At 72.0% G+C, this 26,883-nt stretch carries 24 protein-coding genes; 21 read left to right on the top strand and 3 right to left on the bottom strand.

Annotated elements, in window-relative coordinates; all coding sequences use genetic code 11:
- The 12 genes from can to ENE75_RS07520 all read left to right on the top strand — a co-directional run bounded on the left by can (position 1) and on the right by ENE75_RS07520 (position 14,461).
- Positions 1 to 669 carry a carbonate dehydratase gene (can, locus tag ENE75_RS07575; protein ID WP_128197460.1) on the top strand — a complete coding sequence of 223 codons (669 nt, stop codon included), beginning with the start codon at positions 1 to 3 and terminating at the stop codon, positions 667 to 669.
- A gap of 7 nt (positions 670 to 676) precedes the next feature.
- Positions 677 to 2,473 (top strand): bifunctional isocitrate dehydrogenase kinase/phosphatase, encoded by a 1,797-nt coding sequence (gene aceK, locus ENE75_RS07570; RefSeq protein ID WP_128197458.1) that lies wholly within the window; start codon positions 677 to 679, stop codon positions 2,471 to 2,473.
- Between the two features lie 12 nt (positions 2,474 to 2,485).
- Positions 2,486 to 3,667, top strand: coding sequence for an acetyl-CoA C-acyltransferase (locus tag ENE75_RS07565; RefSeq protein ID WP_128197456.1), 1,182 nt, complete (start codon positions 2,486 to 2,488; stop codon positions 3,665 to 3,667).
- Positions 3,667 to 4,314 (top strand): LysE family translocator, encoded by a 648-nt coding sequence (locus ENE75_RS07560; RefSeq protein ID WP_128197454.1) that lies wholly within the window; start codon positions 3,667 to 3,669, stop codon positions 4,312 to 4,314. The genes ENE75_RS07565 and ENE75_RS07560 overlap by 1 nt, the downstream gene beginning before the upstream one ends.
- On the top strand, positions 4,311 to 4,979 hold the full coding sequence (locus ENE75_RS07555; protein WP_128197452.1) for an SDR family oxidoreductase: 669 nt from the start codon (positions 4,311 to 4,313) through the stop codon (positions 4,977 to 4,979). Before ENE75_RS07560 ends, ENE75_RS07555 begins: the two co-directional genes overlap by 4 nt.
- Positions 4,980 to 5,010: 31 nt before the next feature.
- Complete coding sequence (locus tag ENE75_RS07550) at positions 5,011 to 6,141, top strand: acyl-CoA dehydrogenase family protein (protein WP_128197450.1); 1,131 nt, start codon at positions 5,011 to 5,013, stop codon at positions 6,139 to 6,141.
- A complete protein-coding gene (locus tag ENE75_RS07545; RefSeq protein ID WP_128197448.1) occupies positions 6,138 to 6,803 on the top strand; it encodes an ABC transporter ATP-binding protein in 666 nt (221 codons plus the stop codon). The genes ENE75_RS07550 and ENE75_RS07545 overlap by 4 nt, the downstream gene beginning before the upstream one ends.
- A 481-nt stretch (positions 6,804 to 7,284) precedes the next feature.
- Entirely contained in the window at positions 7,285 to 8,559 is a 1,275-nt protein-coding gene (locus tag ENE75_RS07540; RefSeq protein WP_128197446.1) for an ABC transporter permease, read from the top strand.
- Positions 8,560 to 8,673: 114 nt separating this feature from the next.
- Positions 8,674 to 10,041, top strand: coding sequence for a DUF2868 domain-containing protein (locus ENE75_RS07535; RefSeq protein WP_128197444.1), 1,368 nt, complete (start codon positions 8,674 to 8,676; stop codon positions 10,039 to 10,041).
- Between the two features lie 11 nt (positions 10,042 to 10,052).
- The gene (locus tag ENE75_RS07530) at positions 10,053 to 11,492 is read left to right on the top strand and encodes a GTPase domain-containing protein (RefSeq protein ID WP_128197442.1); all 1,440 of its coding nucleotides are present in this window, start codon (positions 10,053 to 10,055) and stop codon (positions 11,490 to 11,492) included.
- A complete protein-coding gene (gene trkA, locus ENE75_RS07525) occupies positions 11,489 to 12,916 on the top strand; it encodes a Trk system potassium transporter TrkA (protein WP_128197440.1) in 1,428 nt (475 codons plus the stop codon). Before ENE75_RS07530 ends, trkA begins: the two co-directional genes overlap by 4 nt.
- 90 nt (positions 12,917 to 13,006) lie before the next feature.
- Positions 13,007 to 14,461 (top strand): TrkH family potassium uptake protein, encoded by a 1,455-nt coding sequence (locus ENE75_RS07520; RefSeq protein ID WP_128197437.1) that lies wholly within the window; start codon positions 13,007 to 13,009, stop codon positions 14,459 to 14,461.
- A gap of 9 nt (positions 14,462 to 14,470) precedes the next feature.
- Here the strand turns inward: ENE75_RS07520 and ENE75_RS07515 are convergent, their stop codons facing one another.
- Positions 14,471 to 15,103, bottom strand: a complete 633-nt coding sequence (locus ENE75_RS07515) for a hypothetical protein (protein ID WP_128197435.1) — start codon at positions 15,101 to 15,103, stop codon at positions 14,471 to 14,473.
- Between the two features lie 32 nt (positions 15,104 to 15,135).
- Here ENE75_RS07515 and ENE75_RS07510 point away from each other — a divergent pair, with 32 nt between their 5' ends.
- Together ENE75_RS07510 and iaaH are read left to right on the top strand one after the other, a co-directional pair.
- Positions 15,136 to 15,741, top strand: coding sequence for a 2-hydroxychromene-2-carboxylate isomerase (locus ENE75_RS07510; RefSeq protein ID WP_128197432.1), 606 nt, complete (start codon positions 15,136 to 15,138; stop codon positions 15,739 to 15,741).
- Between the two features lie 91 nt (positions 15,742 to 15,832).
- Complete coding sequence (gene iaaH, locus ENE75_RS07505) at positions 15,833 to 17,329, top strand: indoleacetamide hydrolase (protein WP_128198224.1); 1,497 nt, start codon at positions 15,833 to 15,835, stop codon at positions 17,327 to 17,329.
- Positions 17,330 to 17,336: 7 nt separating this feature from the next.
- On the opposite strand, the gene ENE75_RS07500 is transcribed toward iaaH, so the two are convergent.
- Positions 17,337 to 18,053: a helix-turn-helix transcriptional regulator gene (locus tag ENE75_RS07500; protein ID WP_128197430.1), complete on the bottom strand. Its 717-nt coding sequence runs from the start codon at positions 18,051 to 18,053 to the stop codon at positions 17,337 to 17,339.
- A 186-nt stretch (positions 18,054 to 18,239) separates the two neighbouring features.
- Between ENE75_RS07500 and ENE75_RS07495 the strand changes: the two genes are divergently transcribed.
- Genes ENE75_RS07495 through ENE75_RS07465 form a run of 7 tightly spaced genes read left to right on the top strand, consistent with a single transcriptional unit; the run spans position 18,240 to position 25,111 of the window.
- Positions 18,240 to 19,850 carry a carboxyl transferase domain-containing protein gene (locus ENE75_RS07495; protein WP_128197428.1) on the top strand — a complete coding sequence of 537 codons (1,611 nt, stop codon included), beginning with the start codon at positions 18,240 to 18,242 and terminating at the stop codon, positions 19,848 to 19,850.
- A gap of 10 nt (positions 19,851 to 19,860) precedes the next feature.
- Positions 19,861 to 20,994 carry an acyl-CoA dehydrogenase family protein gene (locus ENE75_RS07490; RefSeq protein WP_128197426.1) on the top strand — a complete coding sequence of 378 codons (1,134 nt, stop codon included), beginning with the start codon at positions 19,861 to 19,863 and terminating at the stop codon, positions 20,992 to 20,994.
- A 3-nt stretch (positions 20,995 to 20,997) separates the two neighbouring features.
- Positions 20,998 to 21,780 (top strand): enoyl-CoA hydratase/isomerase family protein, encoded by a 783-nt coding sequence (locus ENE75_RS07485; protein WP_128197424.1) that lies wholly within the window; start codon positions 20,998 to 21,000, stop codon positions 21,778 to 21,780.
- Positions 21,765 to 22,397 (top strand): DUF4126 domain-containing protein, encoded by a 633-nt coding sequence (locus ENE75_RS07480; protein ID WP_259371704.1) that lies wholly within the window; start codon positions 21,765 to 21,767, stop codon positions 22,395 to 22,397. Before ENE75_RS07485 ends, ENE75_RS07480 begins: the two co-directional genes overlap by 16 nt.
- Positions 22,390 to 24,399, top strand: coding sequence for an acetyl/propionyl/methylcrotonyl-CoA carboxylase subunit alpha (locus ENE75_RS07475; protein ID WP_128197422.1), 2,010 nt, complete (start codon positions 22,390 to 22,392; stop codon positions 24,397 to 24,399). Before ENE75_RS07480 ends, ENE75_RS07475 begins: the two co-directional genes overlap by 8 nt.
- Positions 24,396 to 24,884 (top strand): YbaK/EbsC family protein, encoded by a 489-nt coding sequence (locus ENE75_RS07470; protein ID WP_128197420.1) that lies wholly within the window; start codon positions 24,396 to 24,398, stop codon positions 24,882 to 24,884. Before ENE75_RS07475 ends, ENE75_RS07470 begins: the two co-directional genes overlap by 4 nt.
- Positions 24,881 to 25,111 carry a DUF1289 domain-containing protein gene (locus ENE75_RS07465; RefSeq protein ID WP_375138470.1) on the top strand — a complete coding sequence of 77 codons (231 nt, stop codon included), beginning with the start codon at positions 24,881 to 24,883 and terminating at the stop codon, positions 25,109 to 25,111. The genes ENE75_RS07470 and ENE75_RS07465 overlap by 4 nt, the downstream gene beginning before the upstream one ends.
- Here the strand turns inward: ENE75_RS07465 and ENE75_RS07460 are convergent.
- Positions 25,098 to 26,876, bottom strand: a complete 1,779-nt coding sequence (locus ENE75_RS07460) for a hypothetical protein (protein WP_128197418.1) — start codon at positions 26,874 to 26,876, stop codon at positions 25,098 to 25,100. The two genes, ENE75_RS07465 and ENE75_RS07460, sit on opposite strands and share 14 nt — an antisense overlap.
- Between the last annotated feature and the right edge of the window lie 7 nt (positions 26,877 to 26,883).

Genomic DNA, 26,883 nt, shown 5'->3' with positions numbered 1-26,883 from the left:
ATGCCGCACCGCCTGCTGAACAACAACCGCACATGGGCCGCCGAGGTCAAGGCGCGCGACCCCGGCTTCTTCACGCGCCTGGCCCAGCAGCAGAGCCCGCGCTACATGTGGATCGGCTGCGCCGACAGCCGCGTGCCGGCCAACGAGATCGCCGGGCTGGACCCGGGCGAGGTCTTCGTGCACCGCAACGTGGCCAACATCGTGGTGCCGTCCGACCTCAACGCGCTGTCCACGGTGCAGTTCGCCGTCGAGCACCTCAAGGTGGAGCACATCTTCGTCGTGGGGCACTATGGCTGTGCTGGTGTACGCGCCGCCGCGCGCGGCCTGCGTGTCGGCCTGGCCGACAACTGGCTGCGCCACGTGCACGACGTGCGCCTGCGTCACCGCGGGCGTCTGGACCATCTGCCGCCGGCGCAGATGGAGGACGTGCTGTGCGAGATGAACGTCATCGAGCAGGTCGGCAACGTGGCGCAATGCACCGTCGTGCAGGACGCCTGGTCACGCGGCCAGGCCCTGGCCGTGCACGGCTGGATCTACGGCCTCAGCGATGGCCTGCTGAAGGACCTGCACTGCACGATGGCCGCCCCAGACGAGGTGGTCCCCGTGTTTGCCGACGCCATCAAGCGCTACCCGCGACGCCCGGCCGTGGCCGGCGACGCCGACGAGTGAACCCCCGATGTTCCCGCACCGCCTGACCGACAGCCGTGCCTTCGAGATCGCCCGTGCGCTGATCGAAGGCTTCGACCGCCACTACCGCCTGTTCAGCCAGACCAACCTCGAGGCCAAGGCGCGCTTCGAGGCGGCCGACTGGCACGGGCAGCAGCGTGCGCAGCGCGAGCGCATCGAGTACTACGACAAGCGCGTGGACGAGGCCGCCGAGCGCCTGCAGCGCGAGTTCCAGGCCGGTGCACTGAAGATGGACGTGTGGCAGCAGGTCAAGCTGCACTACATCGGCCTGCTGGTGGACCACAAGCAGCCGGAACTCGCCGAGACCTTCTTCAACTCGGTGACGACGAAGATCCTGCACCGCAGCTACTTCCACAACGACTTCATCTTCGTGCGTCCGGCGGTGGCCACCGAGTACATCGAGAGCGACGGCCCCGGCGCGCTGCCCACCTACCGCGCCTACTACCCGCAGCAGGCCACCTGGCGCAGCGCCTGGCGGCAGATGGTGCAGGATTTCGGGCTGACCTTGCCCTTCGAGGACCTGGGCCGCGACATCGACGACGTGGCCGGCACGCTGGAGCAGGTGCTCGGTGCCTTCACGCCGCGCGCGAACTTCCAGATCCAGGTGCTCTCCAGCCTGTTCTTCCGCAACAAGGCGGCCTACGTGGTGGGCAAGGTCATCAACGGCTTCCAGGAAACGCCCTTTGCGCTGCCGATCCTGCACGGGCGGGAAGGGCTCGTGATCGACACGGTGCTGCACAGCGAGGACGACCTGCTGATGCTGTTCAGCTACGCGCGGGCCTACTTCATGGTGCACATGGACGTGCCCAGCGCCTACGTGCAGTTCCTGCGCAGCCTGATGCCCCGCAAGCCCCGCGCCGAGCTCTACAGCGCGCTGGGCCTGCAAAAGCAGGGCAAGAACAGCTTCTACCGCGACCTGCTCTACCACCTGCGCCACAGCACCGACACCTTCCGCATCGCGCCGGGCATCAAGGGCATGGTGATGCTGGTGTTCGACCTGCCGAGCTTCCCGTTCGTCTTCAAGGTCATCAAGGACTACTACCCGCCGCAGAAGGACACCACGCGCGAGCAGATCAAGGGCAAGTACCTGCTGGTGAAGACGCACGACCGCGTCGGCCGCATGGCCGACACGCTGGAGTACAGCAACGTGGCCTTCCCGCGCGCACGCTTCGATGACGAGCTGATCGCCGAGCTGCAGAAGTTCTGCCCCAGCCTGCTGGAGATCTCCGACCGCGACGGCGACGGCCAGATCGAGGTCATCATCAGCCACGTCTACATCGAGCGGCGCATGATCCCGCTGAACATCTACCTGCAGGAGGCCACGCCGGCGCAGGTTGCCGCCGCGGTGGTGGAGTACGGTAACGCCATCAAGGACCTGGTGGCGGCCAACATTTTCCCCGGCGACATGCTCTGGAAGAACTTCGGCGTCACCCGCAACGGCAAGGTGGTCTTCTACGACTACGACGAGATCGAGTACATCACCGACTGCAACTTCCGCCGCGTGCCGCCGCCGCGCAACGAGGAGGACGAGATGTCGGGCGAGATCTGGTATTCCGTGGGCCCGAAGGACGTGTTCCCGGAGACCTTCGGCCCATTCCTGCTCGGCAACCCGGCCGTGCGCGACGTGTTCATGGCCCACCACGCCGACCTGCTGGACCCCGCGTTCTGGCAGGGCCACAAGGAGCGCATCCTGGCCGGCCACGTGCACGACGTCTTCCCCTACGAACCCGCGCGCCGCTTCAGTGTGCGGCGTGCCGCCGCGGCCGAAGCGGCCGCCACCGTCTGAAAGGAGCTTCCCATGTCCACCGATCCGATCGTCATTGTCTCCGCCGCGCGCACGCCCATCGGCGGCCTGCTGGGTGACTTCGCCGGCCTCCCGGCCGCCGAACTGGGCGCCGTGGCCATCCGCGCCGCCGTCGAGCGCGCCGGCGTGCCCGGCGACGCCGTCGACGAGGTGCTGATGGGCAACTGCCTGATGGCCGGCCAGGGGCAGGCGCCTGCGCGTCAGGCCATGCGCAAGGCCGGCCTGCCCGACAGCACCGGCGCCGTGACGCTGAGCAAGATGTGCGGCTCCGGCATGCGCGCGATGATGTTCGCGCATGACATGCTGGCAGCGGGCACGGCGCAGGTGATGGTGGCCGGCGGCATGGAGAGCATGACCAACGCGCCGCACCTGATGTTCGCGCGCAAGGGCGTGAAGTACGGCGCCGCGCAGATGTTCGACCACATGGCCATGGACGGCCTCGAGGACGCCTACGAGCGCGGCAAGGCCATGGGCGTGTTCGCCGAGGCCTGCGTGGCGAAGTACGCCTTCAGCCGCGAGGCGCAGGACCAGTTCGCCATCGCCTCCACCACGCGCGCCAAGACCGCCAACGAGGACGGCAGCTTCGACTGGGAGATGGCGCCGGTCACCCTGGCCGGCCGCGGCGGCGACGTGGTCGTGAGCCGCGACGAACAGCCCTTCAAGGCCAAGCTTGACAAGATCCCGTCGCTCAAGCCTGCGTTCAAGAAGGACGGCACCATCACCGCCGCCAACGCCAGCAGCATCAGCGACGGCGCCGCGGCCCTGGTGCTGATGCGCGAGAGCACGGCACTGAAGTGGGGCCTGGCGCCCGTGGCGCGCATCGTCGGCCACGCCGTTCATGCGCAGGCGCCGGAGTGGTTCGCCACCGCGCCGGCCGGTGCCATCGAGAAGGTGCTGAAGAAGGCCGGCTGGGACGCCAAGAGCGTCAACCTCTGGGAGGTCAACGAGGCCTTCGCCGCGGTGACGATGGCGGCGATGCACGAGTACCGCCTGCCGCACGAGATCGTCAACGTGCACGGCGGCGCCTGCGCGCTGGGCCACCCCATCGGCGCCAGCGGCGCGCGCATCGTCGTCACGCTGCTGGGCGCGCTGAAGAAGCGTGGGCTCAGGCGCGGTGTGGCGGCGCTGTGCATCGGCGGTGGCGAGGCGACTGCGATGGCCCTCGAGATGGTCTGATGCTGGAGCTCTTCGGCCTCGCCAGCTGGCAGCAGGCCGGCCTCTTCGCGTTCGCGGTGCTGCTCCTGAACGCGACGCCGGGCGTGGACCTGCTGCTGACCGTGGCCCGCACGCTGACCGGTGGCGCACGCGCCGGGCTTGCCGCGGCCGCCGGCATCGAACTGGGCTGCGTGGTGCATGCGCTGGCCGCGGCCTTCGGCCTGGCGGCGCTGCTGGCGGTGAACCCGGCGGCGTTCATGGTGCTGAAGTGGGCCGGCGCGGCCTACCTGGTCTGGCTGGCCCTGGGCATGGCGCGAAACGCCTGGCGCCCGGCCACCGCCGGTGACACCGGGTCGCCGCCGCCGCGCCGATCTCTGGCCGACGAGGTGCGTACCGGCTTCCTGACCAACGTGCTGAACCCCAAGGTGGCGCTGTTCTTCCTGGCGTTCATCCCGCAGTTCATCACGCCGGCGGCGCAGGACAAGACGCTGGCCTTCCTGCTGCTGGGCGCGTGGTTCGTGCTGCAGAGTACGCTGTTTCTGGCGCTGCTGGTGGCCGTGGCCGCCCGCGCGCGCCGCTTGCAGACCCGCCCGGCCGTCGGCCGGGCCCTCAACGCCGCTGGCGCCGGCCTGTTCGGTGCGCTGGCCTTCCGGGTGGTGAACTCATGAAGAACGTCCTGATCGTCGGTGCCTCGCGCGGCATCGGCCTCGAATTCGTGCGCCAGTACCGCGCCGACGGTGCCCGGGTCACCGGCACGGCCCGCAGCGACGATGGCCTGGCCCGACTGCAGGCGCTGGGCGCGCAGGCCGTGCGTCTGGACGTGGCCGATGCCGCCGGCGCCAGCGGCCGGGCCTGGCCCATCGACGGCGAGGCCTTCGACGGCGTGGTCATCAACGCCGGCGTCTACGGCCCGCGTACGCAGGGCCTGCAGACGCCCACGGCCGACGAGTTCGACGCGGTCATGCACACCAACGTGCTGGGTGCGATGCGGGTGCTGCCGCAGCTCGACGGCGCGCTGGCGCCGGGCGCGACGCTGGCGGTCATCTCCTCCGGCATGGGCTCCATCGGCCAGCGCGGCAACGCCAGCGGCTGGCTCTACCGCGCCAGCAAGGCGGCGTTGAACTCGGTGCTGAAGGACGCCTCGCTGGTGCTCGCCGGCCGCGCCATCTGCATCGCCTTCCACCCCGGCTGGGTGCGCACCGACATGGGCGGCGCCGGTGCCGACATGGACGTGAAGGACGCCGTGGCCGACATGCGCCGCACGCTGGCCGGCCTGGGCTCCGACGACAACGGAACCTTCCGCAACCACGACGGCGCCGTGATCCCGTGGTGACCCATAGCCTCGAGACCCAAGAGACCCGACCATGCTGCTGAGCGAAGACCACCGCGCCGTGCAGGACGCCGTGCGCACCTATGTGCAGGACTGCATCGCCCCCAACGCCGCGCACTGGGACAAGCACCACCAGTTCCCGCACGAGGAGCTCAAGGGCCTGGCCGCGCTGGGCTGCTACGGCGTGGCCGTGGCGCCGGAGTGGGACGGCGCCGGCCTCGACTACCTGGCCCTGGCCGTGATCCTGGAGGAGATCGCTGCCGGCGACGGCGCCACCAGCACCATCGTCAGCGTCAACAACTGCCCGGTGTGCAGCATCCTGACCGCGTTCGGCAACGACGACCAGAAGGAACGCTTCCTCAAGCCGCTGGCGCGCGGCGACATGCTCGGCGCCTTCTGCCTCACCGAGCCGCATGTGGGCTCCGAAGCCGGTGGGCTGAAGACGACGGCGCGGCGTGACGGCGACCACTACGTGCTCGACGGCGTCAAGCAGTTCATCACCAGCGGCAAGCACGGCGACGTGGCCATCGTCATGGCGGTCACCGACAAGGCCGCCGGCAAGAAGGGCATCAGCGCCTTCCTCGTGCCCACGTCCACGCCAGGCTACACCGTGGCCCGGCTGGAGGACAAGCTGGGCCAGCACGCCAGCGACACGGCGCAGATCCGCTTCGAGGACTGCCGCGTGCCGGCGGTGAACCTACTGGGCGAGGAGGGCATGGGCCTGAAGATCGCGCTCAGCGGGCTGGAGGGCGGGCGCATCGGCATCGCCAGCCAGGCCGTGGGCATGGCACGCGCCGCCTTCGAGGCGGCGCTGGTCTACAGCAAGGACCGCAGCAGCTTCGGCCAGCCCATCTACCAGCACCAGGCGGTCCAGTTCAAGCTGGCCGAGATGGCCACGCAGATCGAGGTGGCGCGGCAGATGATCTGGCACGCCGCCAGCCTGAAGGACGCCGGCCGGCCGTGCCTGAAGGAGGCGGCCATGGCCAAGCTCTTCGCCAGCGAGATGGCCGAGCGCGTATGTTCCGACGCGATCCAGGTGCATGGCGGCTACGGCTACGTCAGCGACTTCCCGGTCGAGCGCATCTACCGCGACGTGCGCGTCTGCCAGATCTACGAAGGCACGTCCGAGGTGCAGAAGATCCTGATCGGGCGCGCGCTGGCGTGAACGCGCCGGGCGTCGTCGTCGACGCGCAGGACCTGCGGTTCCGCTGGCCGGGCGCCGCGGCGGACACGGTCGTGTTGCCGGCGCTGCGCATCGCCGCCGGCGAGCAGGTGTTCCTGCGCGGTGCCAGCGGCAGCGGCAAGAGCACGCTGCTGTCGCTGCTGGCCGGTGTGCTGCCGCCCCAGGCCGGCCGTCTGCAGGTGCTGGGGCAGGACCTGGCTATGCTCTCCGGTCCGGCGCGCGACCGCCTGCGCGCCGACCATCTGGGCGTCATCTTCCAGCAGTTCAACCTGCTGCCCTGGCTGAGCGCGCACGACAACGTCACGCTGGCACTGCGCTTCTCGACCCGCCGGCGCGCGCAGGCTGCCGAGGGCGAGGCCGGCCGCCTGCTTGGTGCGATGGGCCTGGCCGACGCGCTGTGGCGGCGGCCGGCAGCGCAACTCTCCGTGGGCCAGCAGCAGCGCGTGGCCGCGGCCCGCGCGCTGATCGGCCGGCCGGCGCTGATCCTGGCCGATGAGCCGACCTCGGCGCTCGACGAGGACGCGCGCGACGCCTTCATGGCGCTGCTGATGCAGTGCTGTGCCGAGGCGGGCAGCGCGCTGGTGTTCGTGAGCCACGATGTGCGGCTGGCGCAGCGATTCTCTCGGGTGGAGGTGTTGGGCTGATGTCCGCAATCGACCCGGAGCGGGCGTTCGGTGGCCCATCAACGCCGCCGTTCAGCGTGGCGTGTCCGGGCAGGCGTTCTCCGGCCCACGCTCGCGGGGCACTGCCCGTGGTGATCCACCGACGAGGCGTCAACACCAGCGTCGGTGTGTCGCCGACGAGGCGACCGCGAATGGGGCCTGCGCCCGCCCACCCGAACCCCCGCCCCTCTTCAGCGCCGCGGCGTCGGGCCCCGGCAACAGCGAGCCGGTGTCGCAGGGTGGCGGTGGCGCCTGCGGGCGCAGGCCCCATTCGCGGTCGCCTGGACGCTGATTCACCACTGGCGGTGTTGAAGCCTCGGCCGCGGATGAACCATGGCAGCGCCCCGCGAGCGTGGGCCGGAGAACGCGGGCGCCGCCGCCGCCCTGCTGCAGAGGCGGTGGAGCGCGAGGACCACGGGCGCTCGAACATGAACTTCCGCTCCGTACCGCAACCTGCCAATCCATGACGGGACTTTTCACCCTCGCCGCCCGCAGCGCCTGGAACCGGCGCTTCGTGCTCTCGCTCGTGGTGGTCTCCATCGCGCTGTCCACGCTGCTGCTGCTGGGCATCGAGCGCCTGCGGCAGGACGTGCGGCAGAACTTCGCGCAGTCCATCGCCGGCACCGACCTCATCGTCGGTGCGCGCACCGGGGCCGTGCAGCTGCTGCTGTACTCGGTTTTCCGCATCGGCAACGCCACCAACAACATCACCTGGTCCAGCGCGCAGGCGGTCTCTGCCATGCCTGGCGTGGCGTGGACGATCCCGATCTCGCTGGGTGACTCGCACCGCGGCTTCGCCGTCGTCGGCACCAGCGACGCCTACTTCGCCCACTACCGCCATGGTGGCGGGCAGGCGCTGCGCTTCGCCCTGGGCCGGGCCTTCGGCGACGGCCTCGACGGCGTGTTCGAGGCCGTCATCGGCGCCGACGTCGCCGAGCGCCTGGGCTACGCACCCGGCGCCAGGATCGTGCTCAGCCACGGCGACGGCAGCTTCGCCGCCAACGACCACGCCGACAAGCCCTTCACCGTGGTCGGCATCCTGGCCCGCACCGGCACGCCGGTGGACCGCTCGGTGCACATCACCCTGGCCGGCATGGAGGCCATCCACCTCGACTGGATGGCCGGCGTGCCGCTGCCCGGCCTGCGCGTCAGCGCCGAACAGGCGCTGCAGCGCGACCTCGCGCCCAAGGCCATCACCGCGCTGCTGGTGGGGCTGGAACGCCGCACGGCGGTGTTTTCCACCCAGCGTCGCATCGCCGAGTTCCGTGCCGAGCCGCTGATGGCGATCCTGCCCGGCGTGGCGCTGGACGAGCTGTGGGACGTGGTGGGCGCCGGCGAGCGTGCGCTGCTGGCCACCAGCGGCCTGGTGGCCGTGGTCAGCGTGCTCGGCCTGGTGGCGGTGATCCTGGCCGGGCTGGACCAGCGTCGGCGTGAACTGGCCATCCTGCGCGCCGTGGGCGCAGGGCCGCGCACGGTGGCGCTGCTGCTGGGGCTGGAAGGCAGCCTGGTCACCCTCACGGGTCTGGCCGTCGGCGTGGCGGCCACGGCCCTGGCCTGGGCCCTGGCCGCACCCTGGGCGCTGAACACGCTGGGCCTGGTGCTGCAGCCGTTGGCGCTGGGGGTTGCGGAATGGACCTGGCTGGGCGTGCTCGGCGCCGCGGGCCTGCTGGCCAGCGCGGTGCCCGGTTGGCGCGCTTACCGCATCGCCCTGGCCGACGGTCTGCAGGCGCGCGTCTGAGCCTGGGTCTCGAGCGCAGGCATCATCACGTGATGTGTCCACCCCCACGCTCACGCCGTTCGCTGCCCCCCAAGGGGGCGCTCAGTGCCTTCGGAACGACCGGGCGGCACTGAGATGACCGAAGACCAGGCCCGCGCCGTGCTGCTGCTGCAGGCGCTGGAAGCCCAGCCCCCGACGGCGCTGTGGACCGCCGAGGACCGCGACTGGGCCACACGCGCCGCCGCGCAGGACCTGCCGGCCGACGCGCCGCGCGACGCGCGCCTGGCCGAACGCGCGCGGCTGGCGATGCAGCGCCTGGTACCGCGCGACCGCGGCATCCAGCGCCTGCTCGGCAGCCCGGGGTGGCGTCCCGCGTGGGCCGGTGTGGCCGGTGTCGTGGGGCTGCTGGCGGGCGTGGCATCGGACGCCCTGGTGGGCGGCGCCTACTTCAACCTGCTGTCCCCGCTGTTCTGGGGCGTGCTGGGCTGGAACGTCCTGCTTTACGCGGGGCTGGTGGTGCAGGCGCTGCGGCGCCCTGCGGTTTCGGGGGGCCTGCGCGCGCGGCTCGGCCAATGGCTGCGTCGCGCCGGTGGGGGCGCCGGCCTGCCGGCAGCCTTTGCGGGGCGATGGGCCGACGCCGCTGCCGCGCTGTTCCAGGCCCGCGCCGCGGTGCTGCTGCACCTGGCGGCCGGGGCCCTGGCGCTGGGCCTGATTGTCGGTCTGGGCCTGCGCGGCCTGGTGTTCGACTACCGCGCCGGCTGGGCCAGCACCCTGCTGGCGCCGGACACCGTGCAGCAGGCCCTGGCCTGGGGTCTGCAACCCGCGCTGGCGCTGTCGGGCGGCGCGCTTCCCACAGGCCAGGCCTTCGAGGCGCTGCGGGTCACGCCCGCCACACCGGCATCGGCCAGCGCCGCACCGTGGATCGGCTGGATGGCGCTGCAGCTGCTGCTGGTGGTGGTGGTGCCCCGTGCCGTGCTGACCGCCAGGGCACTGCACCGGGCCGGCACGTTGTCGCGCAACTTCCCGCTCGACACCTCGGCCCCGGCCTTCGACCGCTGGCTGCTGCAGCCGCAGCGTGCGCTGTGGGTGCTGTCGCATGGCGCGGCGCCGACTTCCGCCGCCGCGGCCGGCTTGCGCGCCATGCTGGCCGCCGGCTTTGGCGCCACCGTGCCGGTGCAGTGGGCCGACCCGCTGCACTGGGGCGACGAAGACCAGCCGCCAACCCCGCCGCCCGGCGCGCGCGCCGTGCTGCTGGTGGACCTGGCCGCCACACCCGAGGCCGAGGTGCAGGGGCGGCTGCTGCAGGCGCTGGCGGCGGCCGATCCCGTCGTCGTGGCCGACCACAGCGGCTTCGTGCGCCGCTTCGGGCACGGCGAACGCCTGGCGCAGCGCGAGGCCGCCTGGCGCGCGCTGGTCGGTGCGCAGCCTTTCGTCAGCGTGGCGCTGGACGCGCCGGAGGCGTCCGTGGCGGGCCTGGCCCTGCAGCGCGCGCTGGACCGGTGAACGGGGCGCCGATGCAGATCTCGCTGGCCCTCGTCTCCCACACCAACGTCGGCAAGACCACGCTGGCGCGCACGCTGCTGGGCGCCGACGTGGGGGAGGTGCGCGACGCGCCGCACGTCACCGAATTCGCCGACGGCCACCTGCTGCTGCAGACGCCGGAGGGCGACCGCCTGATGCTGTGGGACACGCCCGGCTTCGGCGACAGCGCACGCCTGGTGCGCCGGCTGAAGCAGGCCGAGCAGCCGCTGCTGGGTTTCCTCGCGGGCACCTGGGATCGTCTGGCCGACCGCCCCTTCTGGTCCAGCCAGCAGGCGCTGCGCGCGGTGCGCGACGAAGCGGATGTGGTGCTCTACCTCGTCAACGCCGCCGAGTCGCCGGCGGCCGCCGGCTACGTGGGCCCGGAGATGGACCTGCTGCACTGGATGGGCAAGCCGGTGCTGGTGCTGCTCAACCAGCTCGGTGCGCCGCGCCCGGCGGCCGAGGAGCAGGCCGACCTGGACGCCTGGCGCGCCCACCTGGCCAGCCGCCCGCTGGTGCGCGGCGTGCTGCCGCTGGACGCCTTTGCCCGCTGCTGGGTGCAGGAAGGCGTGCTGCTGGCCCAGGTGGCGGGCGTGCTGGATGGGCCGGCCCGCGCCGCCATGCAGCGCCTGCACGCCGCCTGGCAGGCGGCGGCGGAGCAGCGTTTCGACGCCGCGATGGGGCTGCTGGCGCGCGGGTTGGCGCGTGCCGCCGCCGACCGCGAGCCCATGCCCGCCGGCGGCGCCCTGCGCGACCTCGCCCGCCGCGCCGGGGCCGCGCTGGGCCTGCCGCGCAGCGAGGACCCCGCTGTCGTCGCGCAGCAGGCGCTGGCGCTGCGGCTGGAGCAGGCCCTGCAGCAGGACACGGCCGAGCTGATCGCGCTGCATGGCCTGCGCGGCAGCGCGCAGGCCGAGGTGATGACGCGCATCGCCACCCACTTCGACGTGCAGTTGCCGGTGGACGAAGGCCGCGCTGCGGTCGTCGGCGGCCTGGTCACCGGCGCGCTGGCGGGGCTGAAGGCCGACATCGCCAGCGGCGGCCTCACGCTGGGCGGCGGCCTGCTCGCCGGCGGGCTGATCGGCGCGCTGGGCGCGGCCGGCGCGGCACGCGCCGTGAACCGGCTGCAGGGCCGCGACGGTGCGGCCGGCGCCGTGGCCTGGACCGATGCCGCCCTGCTGGCGCAGGCCGAGGCGGCGCTGCTGCGCTACCTGGCCGTGGCCCACTTCGGCCGCGGCCGGGGCGACTGGGCCGCGGGCGAAGCGCCGCCGCACTGGCGTGCCCTGGTGGCCGAGCAGCTGGCGCCGCAGCATGCCCGACTGGTCGACGCGCGCAAGGCCGGCGATGCTGCGGCGTTCCAGCCGCCGCTGGCTGCCGCCACGCGTGCCGTGCTGGCGCGCCTGTACCCGGCCGCGCCCCATAATCCGGCGCCATGAAGATTCTGATCCTCGGCGCCGGCCGGGTCGGCGAGAGCGTGGCCGAGAGCCTCGTCTCCGAGCAGAACGACATCACCGTCATCGACACCGATCCGCAGCGCCTGGCCGTGCTGCAGGACCGGCTGGACCTGCGCGGCGTGGCCGGCAACGGCATCCAGCCCTCGGTGCTGAAGGATGCCGGCGCCGAGGATGCCGACATGCTCATCGCCTGCGCGCCGCTGGACGAGACCAACCTCGTGGCCTGCAAGGTGGCGCACGAGGTCTTCGGGATCCCCACGCGCATCGCCCGCGTGCGCAGCCCGGAGTTCGCCGACGGCAGCGACATCATGGGCAAGGGCGGCTTCGCGGTCGACGAGATCATCTGCCCGGAAGAAAGCCTGACCACCTACATCCGCAAGCTCATCGAGTTCCCGGAAGCACTGCAGGTGCTGGAGTTCTCGCAGCAGCGGGTGAGCCTGATCGCGGTGCGCGCGGTGCAGGGCGGGCCGCTGGTGGGCCACGTGATCAGCGAATTGCCGCAGCTGGTGCCCGACGTGCCGATGCGCATCGTGGCCATCTACCGCCGCGACCTGATGGGCCTGGACCGGCAGATCGTCTGCGACGGCAGCACCCGCGTGGAGGCCGGCGACGAGGTCTTCGTGCTCGCCGCCAACGAGCACATCCGCCGTGCGCTGGACGCCATGCGCCGGCGCGACGACCCCGTCAAGCGCGTCATCATCGCCGGCGGCGGCCGTGTGGGCCTGCGCCTGGCGCGCCACATCGCCGGCGAGTGCCACGTCAAGATCATCGAGGCCGACCCGCGGCGCTGCGAGTACCTGACCACGCAGCTGCCCGACCATGCCCTGGTGCTCAAGGGCGACAGCACCGACGAGGATCTGCTCGAGGACGAGAACGTCGCCGAGTGCGACCTCTTCCTGGCGCTGACCAGCGACGACGAGGACAACATCATGTCCTGCCTGCTGGCCAAGCGCATGGGCGCGCACCGCGTGCTGGCGCTGATCAACCGCAAGGCCTACGCCGACCTGGTGCAGGGCCAGGGCACGCAGATCGACATCGCGATCTCGCCGTCGCAGACGGTGATCGGCGAACTGCTGGCCCATGTCCGCCGTGGCGATGTGGCGGCGGTGTACAGCCTGCGCCGCGGGGCCTCGGAGGTGCTGGAGGTGGTGGCGCGCGGCGACCGCAAGAGCTCAAAGGTGGTGGGTCGGCGCATAGAGCAGATCCCGCTGCCGGCCGGCGCCGTGATCGGCGCCATCGTGCGCGACGTGCAGGTGGGCGAGGGCGCCGCGCGCAAGGACGTGGTGATCCCGCACCACGACACCGAGGTCCACACCGACGACCACGTCATCGTCTTCGTCCCGCGCAAGCGCATGCTGCGCCAGGTGGAGAAGCTGTTCCAGGTCAGCGCCACCTTCTTCGGCTGAGCATGGCACCCCCGATCCCGCTTCGCCCGACACCTCTCGAGAGGGCCCCTGTCGCCTTCGGACGGCCGGGCTGCCTCGGCCCTTGAACGGATGAACCGCCTCGCCGTCGTTGCGCTCGTGGGCCGCATGGTGGTGCTGTTCGCGCTGCTGATGCTCGTGCCGCTGGCCTTCGCCGTGGGCCGCCACGATGCGGCCGAGCGCGCCTTCGTGACGTCCATCGTCGTCACCGCCGCTGCCGGCCTGCTGATGAGCCTGGCCACGCGCCGCTTCCGCCGCGAACTGCAGCCGCGCGACGGCTTCGTGCTGGTGGCGCTGGTGTGGGTGGTGCTGCCGGCCTTTGCCGCGCTGCCGCTTTGGCTGGCCATCCCGGGCATCAGCGTCACCGACGCCTACTTCGAGGCCATGAGCGGCTTCACCGCCACCGGCGCCACCGTGCTCACCGGGCTCGACCACCTGCCGCTGTCGGTCAACGTCTGGCGCTGCTTCCTGCAGCTGGTGGGTGGGTTGGGCATCATCGTGCTGGCGGTGGCCATCCTGCCGCTGCTGGGCGTGGGCGGCACGCAGCTGTTCAAGGCCGAGATGGCCGGCCCGATGAAGGACGCCAAGATGACACCGCGCATCGCCGAGACGGCGCGCGGCCTGTGGGTGGTGTACTTCTGGTTCTGCCTGGCCTGCTTCTTCGCCTACCGCTGGGCAGGCATGAGCTGGGAAGACGCCTTCATGCACATGTGCACGACGATGGGCCTGGCCGGCTTCTCGTCGCACGACGCCAGCTTCGGCTACTGGAACTCGCCGCTGATCGAGGGCGTGGCGATCGTCTTCATGATGCTGGCCGGCATCAGCTTTGCGATGTACTTCGTCGCCTGGCGCCAGCGCTCGCTGCGCGTGCTGTGGTCCAGCGTGGAGGTGCGCGCCTTCGTGGCGGTGATCGTCGGCGCGGTGCTGCTGATCTCGGTCTATATCCGTCTGGACGGCCACTACGACACCTACGCCGAGGCGCTGCGCCACACGGCTTTCCACGTGGTGTCGCTGGCCACCACCACCGGCTACGCGTCGCAGGACTACGCGCAGTGGCCGATGTTCGCGGCGCTGCTGATGGTGCTGCTGGGCTGCTTCGCCACCTGCGCCGGCAGCACCGGCGGCGGGATCAAGATGGTGCGCATGCTGCTGCTGCTCAAGCAGTCGCAGCGCGAGCTGGTGCGCATCGTGCATCCCAACGTCGTCAACCCGGTGGTCATGGGCGGCAAGGCGGTGGACCCGCGCGTGATGCAGAACGTGATCGCCTTCATGATGATGTACGGCGCCACCCTGGTCGGCCTGACCATGGTGCTGCTGTTCAGCGGCATGGAGCCGATCACGGCCTTCACCGCCGTGATCGCCAGCGTCAACAACATCGGGCCCGGCCTGGGCGAGGTCGGCCCGGCGGTGAACTACGGCAAGCTCACCGACTTCCAGACCTGGGTCTGCACCTTCGGCATGCTGCTGGGCCGGCTGGAACTGCTGAGCCTGCTGGTGCTGTTCACGCCGCAGTTCTGGCGGCGCTGAGCCACGGCGTCAGCGGCGGTCGGCGTCGCGCTGCAGCCAGATGCGGTCGGCGTAGGTGGCCAGCCACTGCGGGCGGAAGGCCACGAAGATCGCCACCACCATGCCGCTGAGGAAGGCGTCGCCCCAGGCGGCCAGGAAGCGCGCGAGCATCAGGTCGCCGGGCTGCAGCGAACCCGGCACGCCGTGCAGCGTCACCGACAGGGCGCCCGCTACGCTGCCGGCGATGGCGGTGGCGAAGAAGCCGCGGCCCAGGATGTAGACGAACAGGTGGTTGGGCAACCAGCGGCGGATGGCCGCGCCGAGCCCCAGCGCCAGTGTCATCGGCACCAGGCCCAGCCACACCAGCCGGTGCAGGCCCTCGGCCGGCGGCAGCCCGGCCAGCAGCGACACCACCGCGGCCACCGGCAGCAGGCCCAGCACCGCCAGCGGCCATCCGGCCATCCACATCAGCAGGCAGGCGCCGGACAACGGCTGCACCAGCGGCACCTGGGCGAAACGGTCCACGCCCCACAGCGCCGGCAGGGCCGCCCACCACGCCAGCCACGGCCAGGGCGGGCCACCGGCGCCCACCGCGCGCCAGGGGCGCATCGCCAGGGCTACCACGACCGCGGCCGCGGTCAACATCAGGTCCAACCACCACATGCGGTGATGCTACGGTGGTGCAAGATGGCGCGATGAGGGATCCGTTGCGCTTCTGGTTCGACTTCTCGTCGCCGTACTCCTACATCGCCAACGAATGGGTGGACGCGGTGGCCGCGCGCCACGGGCGCACCGTGCAGCGCCACGCCGTGCTGCTGGGCGCCACCTTCCAGGCGGCCGAGCTGAAGCCGCCCACGGCCTTCCCGATGAAGGGGCCGTACTCGCTGCGCGACTTCGCCCGCTCGGCGCGCTTCGCCGGCGTGCCCTACACGCCGCCGCCGGTATTCCCGGTGCCCACGCAGAACGCGGCCCGCGTGTTCTGGTGGCTGCACGACACCCAGGGTGTCGATGCCGCCGCACGCTGGGCCACGGCCGGCCTGCGCGCGATGTTCGTGCGCGCCGTGCCGCTGCACGAGCCGGCCGCGCTGAAGGGGCTGGCCGCCGAAGAGGGCCTGGACGCCGACGCCGCCGAGGCCGCCTGGAACGACCCGGTCTGGAAGATGCGCCTGAAACAGGCCAACGACGAGGCCATCGCCGCCGGCGTCTTCGGCGCCCCCTTCTTCATCGTCGACGGCGAGCCGTTCTGGGGCAACGACCGCCGGCCGCAGATCGAGCGCTGGCTGGAGAGCGGGCCGTTCTGACGGCGGGCGAGGCCTGTCGTCGGTTTCGATGACAGACGCCGTGGCGCCTGGCTGACATCCTCGGGGCATGCCGCAGCCCGCGGCCCGGGAGATGCCCATGACCCTGCGCCAGACCCTCGCCGTCGCGGCGACCGCCACGCTGCTGCCGGCGAGCTTGCACGCCGCCGCGCCCGAACCCCTGGCCACCGGCGCCACCGCGGCGCTGGTCTGTGCCGGCCATGTGCGCAGCGAGGACCTGGTGCGCCAGGCCCTGGCGCGCGCACGCGCCACCGCCGGCCTCAACGCCTTCGTCACGCTCGACGAGGCCGGCGCGTTGGCGGCGGCCCGTGCGCAGGATGCCCGTCAAGGGGGCACCTGCGGGCCGTTGGCCGGTGTGCCGATCGTGATCAAGGACAACATCGAGGTGGCCGGCCTGCCCAGCACGGCCGGCACGCCGGCGCTGAAGACCTACGTGCCACGCGCCGACGCACCGGTGGCGGCCCGGCTGCGCGCCGCCGGTGCCGTGGTGCTGGGCAAGACCAACATGCACGAGCTGGCGTTCGGCATCTCCGGCTGGAACCCGACGTTCCAGACCGGCCCCGCGCCGGGCGTGCGCAACGCCTACGACCGCCGCCGCAGCGCCGGCGGCTCGTCGTCCGGCACCGGTGCCGCGATCGGTGCGCGCGTGGTCGTGGCGGGCCTTGGCACCGACACCGGCGGCTCGGTGCGCATCCCCTGCGCCTTCAACGGCTGCGCCAGCCTGCGACCGACGATGGGCCGCTACCCTGCCGAGGGCATCGCCCCGATCTCGCACACGCGCGACACCGCCGGCCCGATGGCGCTGTCGATGGCCGACGTCGAACTGCTGGACCGTGTGATCACCGGCGACGCGGCCGTCGCGCCGACCCCGCTGCGCGGTGTGCGGCTGGGCCTGGTGAAGGAACTCGTCGCCGGGCTGGATGCCGATACGCAGGCGGTCTTCGACGCCACGCTGCGGCAGCTGCGGGCCGCCGGCGTCGAGCTGGTCGAGATCGCCGCGCCCACGTTGCCCGGACTCAATGGCGCCGTGAGCTTCCCCATCGCGATGTACGAGGCCCACGACGACATGGTCGCCTACCTGGCCCGCAGCGGCAGCGGCGTGACGATCGGGCAACTGGCAGCTGCTGCCGTCAGCCCCGACGTGAAGGGCACCTACGAGGCCCTGGTCATCCCGCGCAAGCTGCCCGGCCCGGGCAACACGCTGGTGGACACCCAGCCCGCCTACGAGGCGGCCATGCGCAGCGGCCGGCCGGCGCTGCAGGCGCTGTACGCCGACCTGTTCCGCAGCCATCGCGTGCAGGCGCTGCTGTTTCCCACCGTGCCGCACGTGGCGATGCGGGCCGGTCCCGAGTCGAGCAGCGTCGAGGTCTTCATGGGCGCGATCCGCAACACCGACCCCGGCAGCAACGCCGGCCTGCCCGGGCTGCAGCTGCCCGGCGGCCTGGGCCCGACCACCAGCCTGCCGGTGGGCCTGGAGCTCGACGGGCCCCCGGGCAGCGACCGCGCGCTCGTCGGCCTGGGGCTGTCGATCGAGCGGCTGCTCGGCCGGCTGCCACCGCCGCGGCGCTGAGCCGGGTTCAGTCCTCCAGCCGCGATGCCCAGGCGGCGATGCCGGCGCGGCGTTGCGCACCGGTCTTCTGCTGCAGCCTGACGAGGTAGGTGCGCACGCTGGTCACCGCGAGGTCCAGCTCGCGCGCGATCTGCTTGTCGGTCAGGCCGCGGCGCAGCGCCAGCGCCACCGCGCGCTCGCGGGGACTCAGTCTTGCGGCCGTGTCGTCGGCCCGCTGCCGTGCCAGCGCGGCCACGAAGGCCGGCTCCACGAGGTCGAGCAGGGCCTTGTCGTGCGCGTCGAAGCCAACCCGTTGCCGGCCGCGCCAGATGCGCAGGTCGCCCAGCGCATGGTCCCCTTCGAAGGCGTGCAGGTTGATGCCCCAGTGCAGCCCGTCGCGGGCCAGGAAGTCGTTGAAGAAGGCCGTGCGGCGCAGCGCGTCGTAGGGCATCACCTCGCTGACCTCGGTGGCGTGCCGGCAGGCCTGCAGCTTCAGCGTGATCGGGTCGTGGTGCTGGAACCAGGCGTCGTAGGCGGCCAGGTTGGCCGCGTCCATGTTCAGCCACACGCCATCCTGGAAGACGCCGCGCTCGCCATCCCAGACGAAGGACGCGAAGTGGTCGGCCTGCAGCAGGTCCAGCAGCGCTTCGCCCAATGCCAGCCGAAGCGGGCGCGGCGCATGGCCCTCGGCCAGCAGCGCGAACACACGGGCCAGGGCGTGCTGTTCGCGCGTGCTCAGGTGCATGGTCCGATGGTAGGCAAGGCGCGTGCCGCTGACCAGGGGTCGGTTACGCTACCCCAGTGAACGGCAGGCCGCGCGCGCCTGCCAGCATGCCGTTCCCGGGTGAAAGCCCGAGGCCCGGATCCCTACAATTGACGTTAACGTAAACGTCAACCCAGAACCCGATCGGCCCTGCCGGAGACCGCCTGCATGCCCACGCTGACCTCCAAGCTCAACCCGCGAGGCGCCGACTTCAAGGCCAGCGCCGACGCCATGCGGCTCATGGTGGCCGACCTCAACGCGAAGCTGGCGCTGATTGCCCTGGGCGGCGGCGAGTCGGCGCGGGCCCGGCACACCGCGCGTGGCAAGCTGCTGCCGCGCGAGCGCGTGGAGATGCTGCTCGACCCCGACACGCCGTTCCTGGAAATCGGCGCGCTGGCCGGCCACGACATGTACGACGGCGCCGCACCGGGCGGCGGCATGATCGCCGGCATCGGGCGTGTCGGCGGCGTCGAGTGCATGGTCGTGTGCAACGACGCCACCGTGAAGGGTGGCACCTACTACCCCGTCACGGTGAAGAAGCACCTGCGCGCGCAGGAGATCGCGCTGCAGAACCGCCTGCCCTGCGTCTACCTGGTGGACAGCGGCGGCGCCAACCTGCCCAACCAGGACGAGGTGTTCCCGGACCGCGAGCACTTCGGCCGCATCTTCTTCAACCAGGCCAACATGAGCGCCCAGGGCATCCCGCAGATCGCGGTGGTGATGGGCAGCTGCACCGCAGGCGGCGCCTACGTGCCGGCGATGAGCGACGAGACCATCATCGTCAAGAACCAGGGCACGATTTTCCTGGGTGGCCCGCCGCTGGTGAAGGCGGCCATCGGCGAGGTGGTCAGCGCCGAGGACCTGGGTGGCGGCGACGTGCACACGCGGCTGTCGGGCGTGGCCGACCACCTGGCCGAAAACGACCTGCACGCGCTGGCGCTGGCGCGCAGCGTGGTGGGCAACCTCAACTGGCGCAAGGCCGAACAGGTGCGCCTGCAGCCACCGAAGCCACCCCTGTACGACCCGACGGAACTGCACGGCGTGATCCCGACGGACGCGCGCAAGCCCTACGACGTGCGCGAGGTCATCGCCCGCATCGTCGACGGTTCCGACTTCGACGAGTTCAAGGCCCGCTACGGCAGCACGCTGGTCACTGGCTTCGCGCACATCGAAGGCATGCCGGTGGGCATCGTGGCCAACAACGGCGTGCTGTTCAGCGAGAGCGCCATGAAGGGTGCGCACTTCATCGAACTGTGCTGCCAGCGCCGCGTGCCGCTGGTCTTCCTGCAGAACATCACCGGCTTCATGGTCGGCCGCAAGTACGAGGCCGAAGGCATCGCCAAGCACGGCGCGAAGATGGTCACGGCGGTGGCCACGGCCACGGTGCCCAAGTTCACCGTCATCATCGGTGGCAGCTTCGGCGCCGGCAACTACGGCATGTGCGGCCGCGCGTACAGCCCGCGCTTCCTGTGGATGTGGCCGAACGCGCGCATCGGCGTGATGGGCGGCGAGCAGGCCGCCAGCGTGCTGGCCACCGTCAAGCGTGACGGCATCGAGGCCAGGGGCGGCGCCTGGAGCGCCGACGAGGAGGCCGCGTTCAAGCAGCCCATCCTCGACCAGTTCGCGCACCAGGCCCACCCGTACTACGCCAGCGCCCGGCTCTGGGACGATGGCGTCATCGACCCGGCCGACACGCGCCGCGTGCTGGCGCTGGGGCTCAGCGCCAGCCTGAACGCGCCGATCCCGGAGCGGCCGCAGTTCGGCGTCTTCCGCATGTGAGGCCGGCGGCATGTCCAACACCTACCTGACCGAAGACCACGAACTGCTGCGCGAGCAGGTTCGGCGCTTCATCGCGCGCGAGGTGGAGCCGCACGCGGCGCAGTGGGAGCGCGACGGGATGGTGCCGCGCAGCGTGCTGCGCCACATGGGCGAGGCCGGCTTCTTCGGGCTGATGTACGAGCCCGAGTACGGCGGCGCCGGCGCCGATGCGCTGACCAACCTGGCCTTCGCCGATGCGCTGTCGGACAGCACCTTCGGCGGCTTCATCATCACCGTGCTGGTGCACACCGACATGGCCAGCCCGCACCTGCACCACGGTGGCAACGCCGCGCAGAAGGCACGCTGGATGCCCGGCATCTGCCGCGGCGAGACCATCACCGCGGTGGCCGTCACCGAGCCCGGCGCGGGCTCGGACGTGGCCGGCCTCCGCAGCACCGCGCGCCGCGATGGCGACCACTACGTGATCGACGGCAGCAAGCTGTTCATCACCAACGGCGTGCACGCCGACCTCTACTTCGTGGCCGCGCGCACCGGCGAAGGCAAGCGCGACATCTCGATCTTCGCGGTGGAGAAGGGCACGCCCGGCTTCAGCGTCGGCCGCAGCCTGGACAAGACCGGCTGGCGCAGCAGCGACACCGCCGAGCTGCATTTCGACGCCTGCCGCGTGCCGGCGTCGCACCTGCTGGGCATGGAGCACAAGGGCTTCTACGCGGTGATGAAGAACTTCCAGACCGAACGCATCGCGCTGGCGGCCATGGCCGTGGGCCACTGCCGTCAGGCCATCCGCCTGGCGCTGGAGCACGTCACCACACGCCAGGCCTTCGGCGCACCGCTGTGGGACAAGCAGGCCATCCGCCAGCGCCTGGCGATGTGCGACGCCAAGACCCGCGCCGCCGAGGCCTACACCTGGCACTGCGCCTGGCGGGTCACGCAGGGCCACGACATCGTGCAGGACGTGTCGCTGCTGAAGTCGCTGACCGGCGAGCTGGTCAACGAGGTCACCGCCACCTGCCAGCAGTTCCACGGCGGCATGGGTTTCATGACCGGCACGCCGGTGGAGCGCCTGTGGCGCGATGCGCGCGTGCTGGGCATCGGCGGCGGTGCCACGGAGGTGATGCTGGACGAGGCCGCGAAGAGGTATTGAACGATGAGCACCCTCGACATCCAGATCCAGGGGCCGGTGGCCCGCGTCTACCTGAACCGCCCCGAAGTCCGCAACGCCTTCAACGACGGCGTGATCGCCGAGCTCTCCGAGGCCTTCACCCGCCTGGGTGCCGATGCCTCGCTGCGCGCCATCGTGCTCGGTGGCCACGGCAAGGCCTTCTGCGCCGGCGCCGACCTGAACTGGATGCGCGCGATGGCCGGCTACACCTGGGAGCAGAACCGCGCCGACGCGCAGGCACTGGCCGACATGTTGTGGACGCTGTTCCGCTGCCCGCTACCCATCGTCGGCCGCGTGCACGGCGACTGCTACGCCGGCGGCATGGGCCTGGCCGCGGTGTGCGACGTGCTGGTGGCAGCCGAAGGCGTGAGCTTCTGCCTGTCCGAAGCCCGCCTGGGTCTGCTGCCGGCCACCATCGGCCCCTACGTGGTCAAGGCGTTGGGCGAGCAGGCGTCGCGCCGCTACTTCACCACCGCCGAACGATTCGATGCTGCGCGCGCCACGCAGCTGGGCTTAGTGCACGAATGTGTGCCGGCGGCGCTGCTGGACGCCACGGTGGACGGCATCGTCGCCACGCTGGTGGCCAACGGCCCTGCCGCGGTGAAGGCCTGCAAGGCCCTGGTGCAGGACGTGGCCGGCCGCGCCATCGACGAGCCGCTGCGTGCCGAGACGGCGCGCCGCATCGCCGACATCCGCGTCAGCGACGAAGGCCGCGAGGGCATCGCCTCGTTCCTCCACAAGCGGGACCCGGCGTGGAAGGCGGCCTGAACTTCGGCACCGCCGAACTGCTGGCCCTGGCCGCCGCGCTGGGCTGGGCCAGCGGCATGCGGCTGTACGCCGTGGTCTTCCTCACCGGGCTGGCCGGCCACCTGGGCTGGATCCCGCTGCCCGACGGCCTGCAGTTGCTGCAGCAGCCGGTGGTGCTGTGGGGCAGCGGCGCGCTGCTGCTGGTGGAGTTCGTGGCCGACAAGGTGCCGATGGTCGACTCGGCCTGGGATGCGCTGCACACCGTCATCCGCGTGCCTGCTGGCGCCGCGCTGGCCGCGGGCGTGTTCGGTGGCGTACTCGGCGGCGAGCAGCAGCAATGGGCGCTGCTGGCCGCGCTGCTGGGGGGCACGCTGGCGGCCACCAGCCACGTGGCCAAGGCCAGCACGCGGGCGGCGGTCAACACCTCGCCGGAGCCCTTCTCCAACATCGGGCTGTCGTTGCTGGGCGATCTCTCCGTGCCCGCCTTGCTGTGGCTGGCCTGGGAGCATCCGCTCTGGGCCGCTGGCGCCGTCGTGTTCGGGATCCTGTTCGCTCTCGTGCTGATCCAATTCACGTTCAAGTTCGTCCGAGCCCTGTGGCGCCGATTCCGGCCCGAAAGAAGGCTGAACCATGTTTGACAAGATCCTCATTGCCAACCGCGGCGAGATCGCGTGCCGCGTTGCCGCCACAGCGCGCCGCCTGGGCGTGCGCACCGTGGCCGTGTATTCCGACGCCGACGCGAACGCGCGCCACGTGGCCGCCTGCGACGAGGCGGTGCACATCGGCAGCGCGCCGGCCCGCGACAGCTACCTGCGCTGGCAGCGCATCCTGGAAGCCGCCCAGGCCACCGGCGCGCAGGCCGTGCACCCGGGCTACGGCTTCCTGTCGGAGAACGAGGATTTCGCGCAGGCCTGCGCCGCCGCCGGCCTGGTCTTCATCGGCCCGCCGCCGAAGGCCATCGCTGCGATGGGCAGCAAGGCCGCCGCCAAGGCGCTGATGGAAAAGGCCGGCGTGCCGCTGGTGCCCGGCTACCACGGTGACGACAACGACCCCGCGCTGCTGGCGCGCGAGGCCGAGCGCATCGGCTACCCGGTGCTGATCAAGGCCAGCGCCGGCGGGGGCGGCAAGGGCATGCGCCGTGTGGAGCGCGCGGCAGACTTCGCCGATGCGCTCGCCTCCTGCCAGCGCGAGGCCAAGGCCAGCTTCGGCAGCGACCACGTGCTGGTGGAGCGCTACGTTACGCGCCCGCGCCACATCGAGATCCAGGTCTTCGCCGACACGCAGGGCCGCTGCGTGCACCTCTTCGAGCGCGACTGCTCGGTGCAGCGCCGCCACCAGAAGGTGTTCGAGGAGGCGCCCGCGCCCGGCATGAGCGAAGCCCGCCGTGCGGAGATGGGCGCCGCAGCCGTGGCCGCGGCCCAGGCCGTGGGCTACGTCGGTGCCGGCACGGTGGAGTTCATCGCCGAGGAACTGGACGACGGTGACATCCGCTTCTACTTCATGGAGATGAACACCCGGCTGCAGGTGGAGCACCCGGTCACCGAGGCCATCACCGGGCTGGACTTGGTGGAATGGCAGTTGCGCGTGGCCGCCGGCGAGCCGCTGCCGAAGGCACAGGCCGAACTGGCCATCCGTGGCCACGCCATCGAGGCGCGCATCTGCGCCGAGAACCCGGACGCCAACTTCCTGCCTGCCACCGGTGCGCTGCACGTGGCCCGCTGGCCGGCGCACGTGGCCTTCGCGCGCAGCCCGGACGACGGTCGGCTGCCGCGCATCGACCGCGGCTTCGACGAAGGCGACGCCATCAGCCCCTGGTACGACTCGATGATCGCCAAGCTCATCGTCTGGGGCGAGACGCGCGCGCAGGCGCTGGCGCGGCTGGACGCGGCCCTGCGCGACACGCACATCGTCGGCCTGCAGACCAACGTGGCCTTCCTGCGCCGGGTGGTGAACACGCGCGCGTTCGCCACGGCTGACCTGGACACGGCGCTCATCGAGCGCGAGCGTCCGGCGCTGTTCGAGGCGCCACCGCTGGCCGATGAAGTGGCCGCCGCCGGCGTGGCCGCGCTGGCGCAGGCCGAGGAGCGCGCACTCGAGGATGCCGACCCCTTCAGCCGCCGCGACGGCTGGCGGCTGCATGGCGGTGCGCGCCGGCGCTTCGACCTCGACATCGGCGGCCGCGCGGTGGTGGCGCACCTGACGCGCCTGCACGACGGTGCCACGGTGCTGGAACTGGGCGATGCCCGCTGGCCGTTCGCGGCCACCCACCTCGGCGCAGGGGCGCACGACCTGACCCTGGGCGAGCGCCGCCTGCGCCTGAGCGTCTACCGCCAGGGCGAACGCATCGCCGTCTTCGCGCCCGAGGGCAGTGTGGTGCTCACCGAGGTCGACCGCCTGGCCCATGCCGGCGACGGGGCCGCCGAGGGCCGGCTGACGGCGCCGATGCCGGGCAAGGTGATCTCGCTGGCCGTGAAGGCTGGCGATGCCGTCAAGCAGGGCCAGGCCGTGGCCGTGATGGAGGCGATGAAGATGGAGCACACGCTGCACGCGCCGCGCGACGGCACCGTGGGCGAGCTGCTGTGTGGCGTGGGCGACCAGGTGGCCGAAGGCGCCGAACTGATCCGGATGACCGAGGGATGAGCGAGCAGTTCCCCGACAGCGTCAAGCGCGTGGCCGCGCCACTGGCCGCCGCCGGCCACGCGGATGCACCGGTGTGGCTGGACAGCGCCGCCCGCACCTCGCAGCAGGCCGCCGACGCGCTGGGTGTCGAGGTCGGCCAGATCGCCAAGAGCGTGATCTTCCGCCGCCGCAGCGACGACGCGGCCGTGCTGGTGGTCACCAGCGGCGACCGGCGCGTGGACGAGAAGAAGGTGGCCGCCCGGGTCGGCGCCGTCGGCCGTGCCGATGCGGATTTCGTCAAGGCGAAGACCGGCTTCGCGATCGGCGGCGTCTCGCCGGTGGCGCACGCCACGCCGCCGGTGACGCTGGTGGACCGCGAGCTGTTCCGCTTCGCACGCATCTGGGCGGCAGCAGGCCACCCGAACGCGGTCTTCCCGCTGGCGCCTGGGGACTTGGAACGGCTCACCGGCGCGCCGGTGGCCGACGTGACAGCATCGCCAGCGTGAACCCGCTGCCGTCTCCCGTCCCTTCGCCCTGCATCAACGTCTGCCGCATGAACCCGGCCAGCGGCTGGTGCGAAGGCTGCTGGCGCACGATCGACGAGATCGTGGCCTGGGGCCGGCTGGACGACGACGCCAAGCGCGCCGTGTGGGCCCAGTTGCCGCAGCGGCGCGACGGCGTCGCCGCGGCCGACGCCGCGCCGACGCCGCGTGCTTCATTCAAGGCCGGCTGAACGACCAGGTGATCTGTGCCTGCTCCTGCAGGCCCTGGCCTTCGATGCGCGTGCCGTCGCCGCTCACCTGGCCCTGCACCTCCCAGCCCCAGCCGGACAGGCCCGGCGTGCTGCTGCTGGCCTTCGGGCAGGTGGCGTGCAGCAGGCTGTTCCAGAAGGTGACCAGGCGCAACCGGTACGTTGGGTAGGCGGGCGGGCTGGCACCGTCGTCGATCTCCAGCACCACCAGCCGCGGGTCGGCCGAGACTGGCTGCGTGGGCGGGTCCACGGTCACCTGGCAGTCGTCGTCGGTCACCCAGGCGTGCACGTCACCCACCGGGCGGTAGACGCGCTTGCCGTCGGATTCCGACGCGCGGTCACGCTGCCACACCACCAGCGCGTCGGCGTGGATCGTCGTGCCAGCGGACGACGGGCCGTCGACGGCCCCCAGCGAACCGACCCAGACGTCGTCGACGATGGTGATCGCCGAGGCGATCGTCACCGTGCGCCCGGTGGCCGTGTTCACGCTGTGCAGCGCGGCGAGCACGGTGTCGGGGTCCGGCACCTCGGCCGGCGCCTGGTAGCGTGCGCCGACGCTGCCCTGCGGCGCGATGGTGCCGTAGGTGGCGTCGCCGCCTTCGCTGGCGAAGACGTACCAGCGGCGGTCGAAGCCGGCCTTGGTGTTGAGCAGCGGGATCTCGCGCGTTTCCAGGATCGGCTGGATCACGCAGGCCTCGATGCCCGGGTCCAGCGTCTCGCACAGGCCGATGCCGGCGTCGTAGCCGCGCACGCGGGCCACCGGCACCAGCGTCAGGCCCTCGCCGACGGCCACGCGCGCCACGGCGGGTTTCAGCTTGAAGCCCAGGTACTTCACGATCGTGAAGTCGACGATGACCAGCCCGGTGTCCGCCGCCGGCGTGGCGCCGCGGGCTGCCGCCGGTGCGACGGACAGCAGCGGCATCAGCTCGGCCGGGATCTCGGCCTGCAGCGTGCGCGTGCCGCGGTCGACGGACGACAGCGGCAGCGACAGCCAGCTGCCGTCGGGGCGCTGCAGGCCGATGCGCAGGCCGTCGGCCTGGGGGTCCTGGGCGGCATCCCAATTCACGCGCACGGTCAGTGCGGCCGACGGGGCGGTGGCCAGGCGCACGTGCAGCGCCGGGCCCACGCCGTCCGGGGCGGTGTTGCTCACGGCCTGCGTCGTCACCGCCGTGCCGGCCGCCAGAGCGCCGGCCGGCAGCTGCAGCGTGATGCGGCCGTCGGGCGCCGCCACGCTGCCGCCGGCGGCGGCCAGCGTGAGCGTGTCGGGCTCGTCCTGCGGTGTGCCCGTGGCGGTGACCGGGGCCACCTCGTCGGTGGTGGTGGCGCTGGCTTCGGCCAGGGCCTGCGTCGGCGCCTCCAGCGCCACCAGGCGGTAGCGGTAGAGCGTCTGCGGCGCCAGGCCGGTGTCGACCACCCGGCCGGGGCCCGCCGGCAGGTCTGCGATGTCGACGTAGCCGCCGTCGCTGCGCTGGCGCTGCAGGCGGACGCGGGCGCTGCCGGCAAGCGTGACCCAGTCCAGGCTCACGCTGTCGGCCGACGTGCCCAGTGCGGCGAACCGTTCCGGCGCCGGGGCCGGTGCGGGCGCGGTGGGGCCGGAAGGGGTGGACGGGCCCCCGCCGCCATCGGGCGGGCTCTGGGGCGACGGGCTGCCGCCGCCGCAGGCGGCCAGGGCAAGTGTGGTGGCGAGCGCAGCGGCGAGCGTGGACGCTCGGGCGCGGGCGAGCGCGCCTCGGTGCAGGCGGAACATGTCGGGG

The organism is Rubrivivax albus (genome assembly GCF_004016515.1).
GTDB classification, from domain to species: Bacteria; Pseudomonadota; Gammaproteobacteria; order Burkholderiales; family Burkholderiaceae_C; genus Rubrivivax; species Rubrivivax albus.
Note: the sequence above shows the minus strand (reverse complement) of the source record. Positions and strands in the feature narration are given on the sequence as shown.

Bases quoted from the DNA above. Each gene is read 5' to 3' on its own strand.
- ENE75_RS07500 (WP_128197430.1), bottom strand. From the start codon at position 18,053: ATGCACCTGAGCACGCGCGAACAGCACGCCCTGGCCCGTGTGTTCGCG.
- trkA (WP_128197440.1), top strand. From the start codon at position 11,489: ATGAAGATTCTGATCCTCGGCGCCGGCCGGGTCGGCGAGAGCGTGGCC.
- ENE75_RS07470 (WP_128197420.1), top strand. From the start codon at position 24,396: ATGAGCGAGCAGTTCCCCGACAGCGTCAAGCGCGTGGCCGCGCCACTG.
- ENE75_RS07495 (WP_128197428.1), top strand. From the start codon at position 18,240: ATGCCCACGCTGACCTCCAAGCTCAACCCGCGAGGCGCCGACTTCAAG.
- ENE75_RS07520 (WP_128197437.1), top strand. From the start codon at position 13,007: ATGAACCGCCTCGCCGTCGTTGCGCTCGTGGGCCGCATGGTGGTGCTG.
- ENE75_RS07540 (WP_128197446.1), top strand. From the start codon at position 7,285: ATGACGGGACTTTTCACCCTCGCCGCCCGCAGCGCCTGGAACCGGCGC.
- iaaH (WP_128198224.1), top strand. From the start codon at position 15,833: ATGCCCATGACCCTGCGCCAGACCCTCGCCGTCGCGGCGACCGCCACG.
- ENE75_RS07565 (WP_128197456.1), top strand. From the start codon at position 2,486: ATGTCCACCGATCCGATCGTCATTGTCTCCGCCGCGCGCACGCCCATC.
- can (WP_128197460.1), top strand. From the start codon at position 1: ATGCCGCACCGCCTGCTGAACAACAACCGCACATGGGCCGCCGAGGTC.
- ENE75_RS07485 (WP_128197424.1), top strand. From the start codon at position 20,998: ATGAGCACCCTCGACATCCAGATCCAGGGGCCGGTGGCCCGCGTCTAC.
- ENE75_RS07550 (WP_128197450.1), top strand. From the start codon at position 5,011: ATGCTGCTGAGCGAAGACCACCGCGCCGTGCAGGACGCCGTGCGCACC.
- aceK (WP_128197458.1), top strand. From the start codon at position 677: ATGTTCCCGCACCGCCTGACCGACAGCCGTGCCTTCGAGATCGCCCGT.
- ENE75_RS07510 (WP_128197432.1), top strand. From the start codon at position 15,136: ATGAGGGATCCGTTGCGCTTCTGGTTCGACTTCTCGTCGCCGTACTCC.
- ENE75_RS07515 (WP_128197435.1), bottom strand. From the start codon at position 15,103: ATGTGGTGGTTGGACCTGATGTTGACCGCGGCCGCGGTCGTGGTAGCC.
- ENE75_RS07535 (WP_128197444.1), top strand. From the start codon at position 8,674: ATGACCGAAGACCAGGCCCGCGCCGTGCTGCTGCTGCAGGCGCTGGAA.
- ENE75_RS07475 (WP_128197422.1), top strand. From the start codon at position 22,390: ATGTTTGACAAGATCCTCATTGCCAACCGCGGCGAGATCGCGTGCCGC.
- ENE75_RS07555 (WP_128197452.1), top strand. From the start codon at position 4,311: ATGAAGAACGTCCTGATCGTCGGTGCCTCGCGCGGCATCGGCCTCGAA.
- ENE75_RS07490 (WP_128197426.1), top strand. From the start codon at position 19,861: ATGTCCAACACCTACCTGACCGAAGACCACGAACTGCTGCGCGAGCAG.
- ENE75_RS07460 (WP_128197418.1), bottom strand. From the start codon at position 26,876: ATGTTCCGCCTGCACCGAGGCGCGCTCGCCCGCGCCCGAGCGTCCACG.
- ENE75_RS07560 (WP_128197454.1), top strand. From the start codon at position 3,667: ATGCTGGAGCTCTTCGGCCTCGCCAGCTGGCAGCAGGCCGGCCTCTTC.
- ENE75_RS07530 (WP_128197442.1), top strand. From the start codon at position 10,053: ATGCAGATCTCGCTGGCCCTCGTCTCCCACACCAACGTCGGCAAGACC.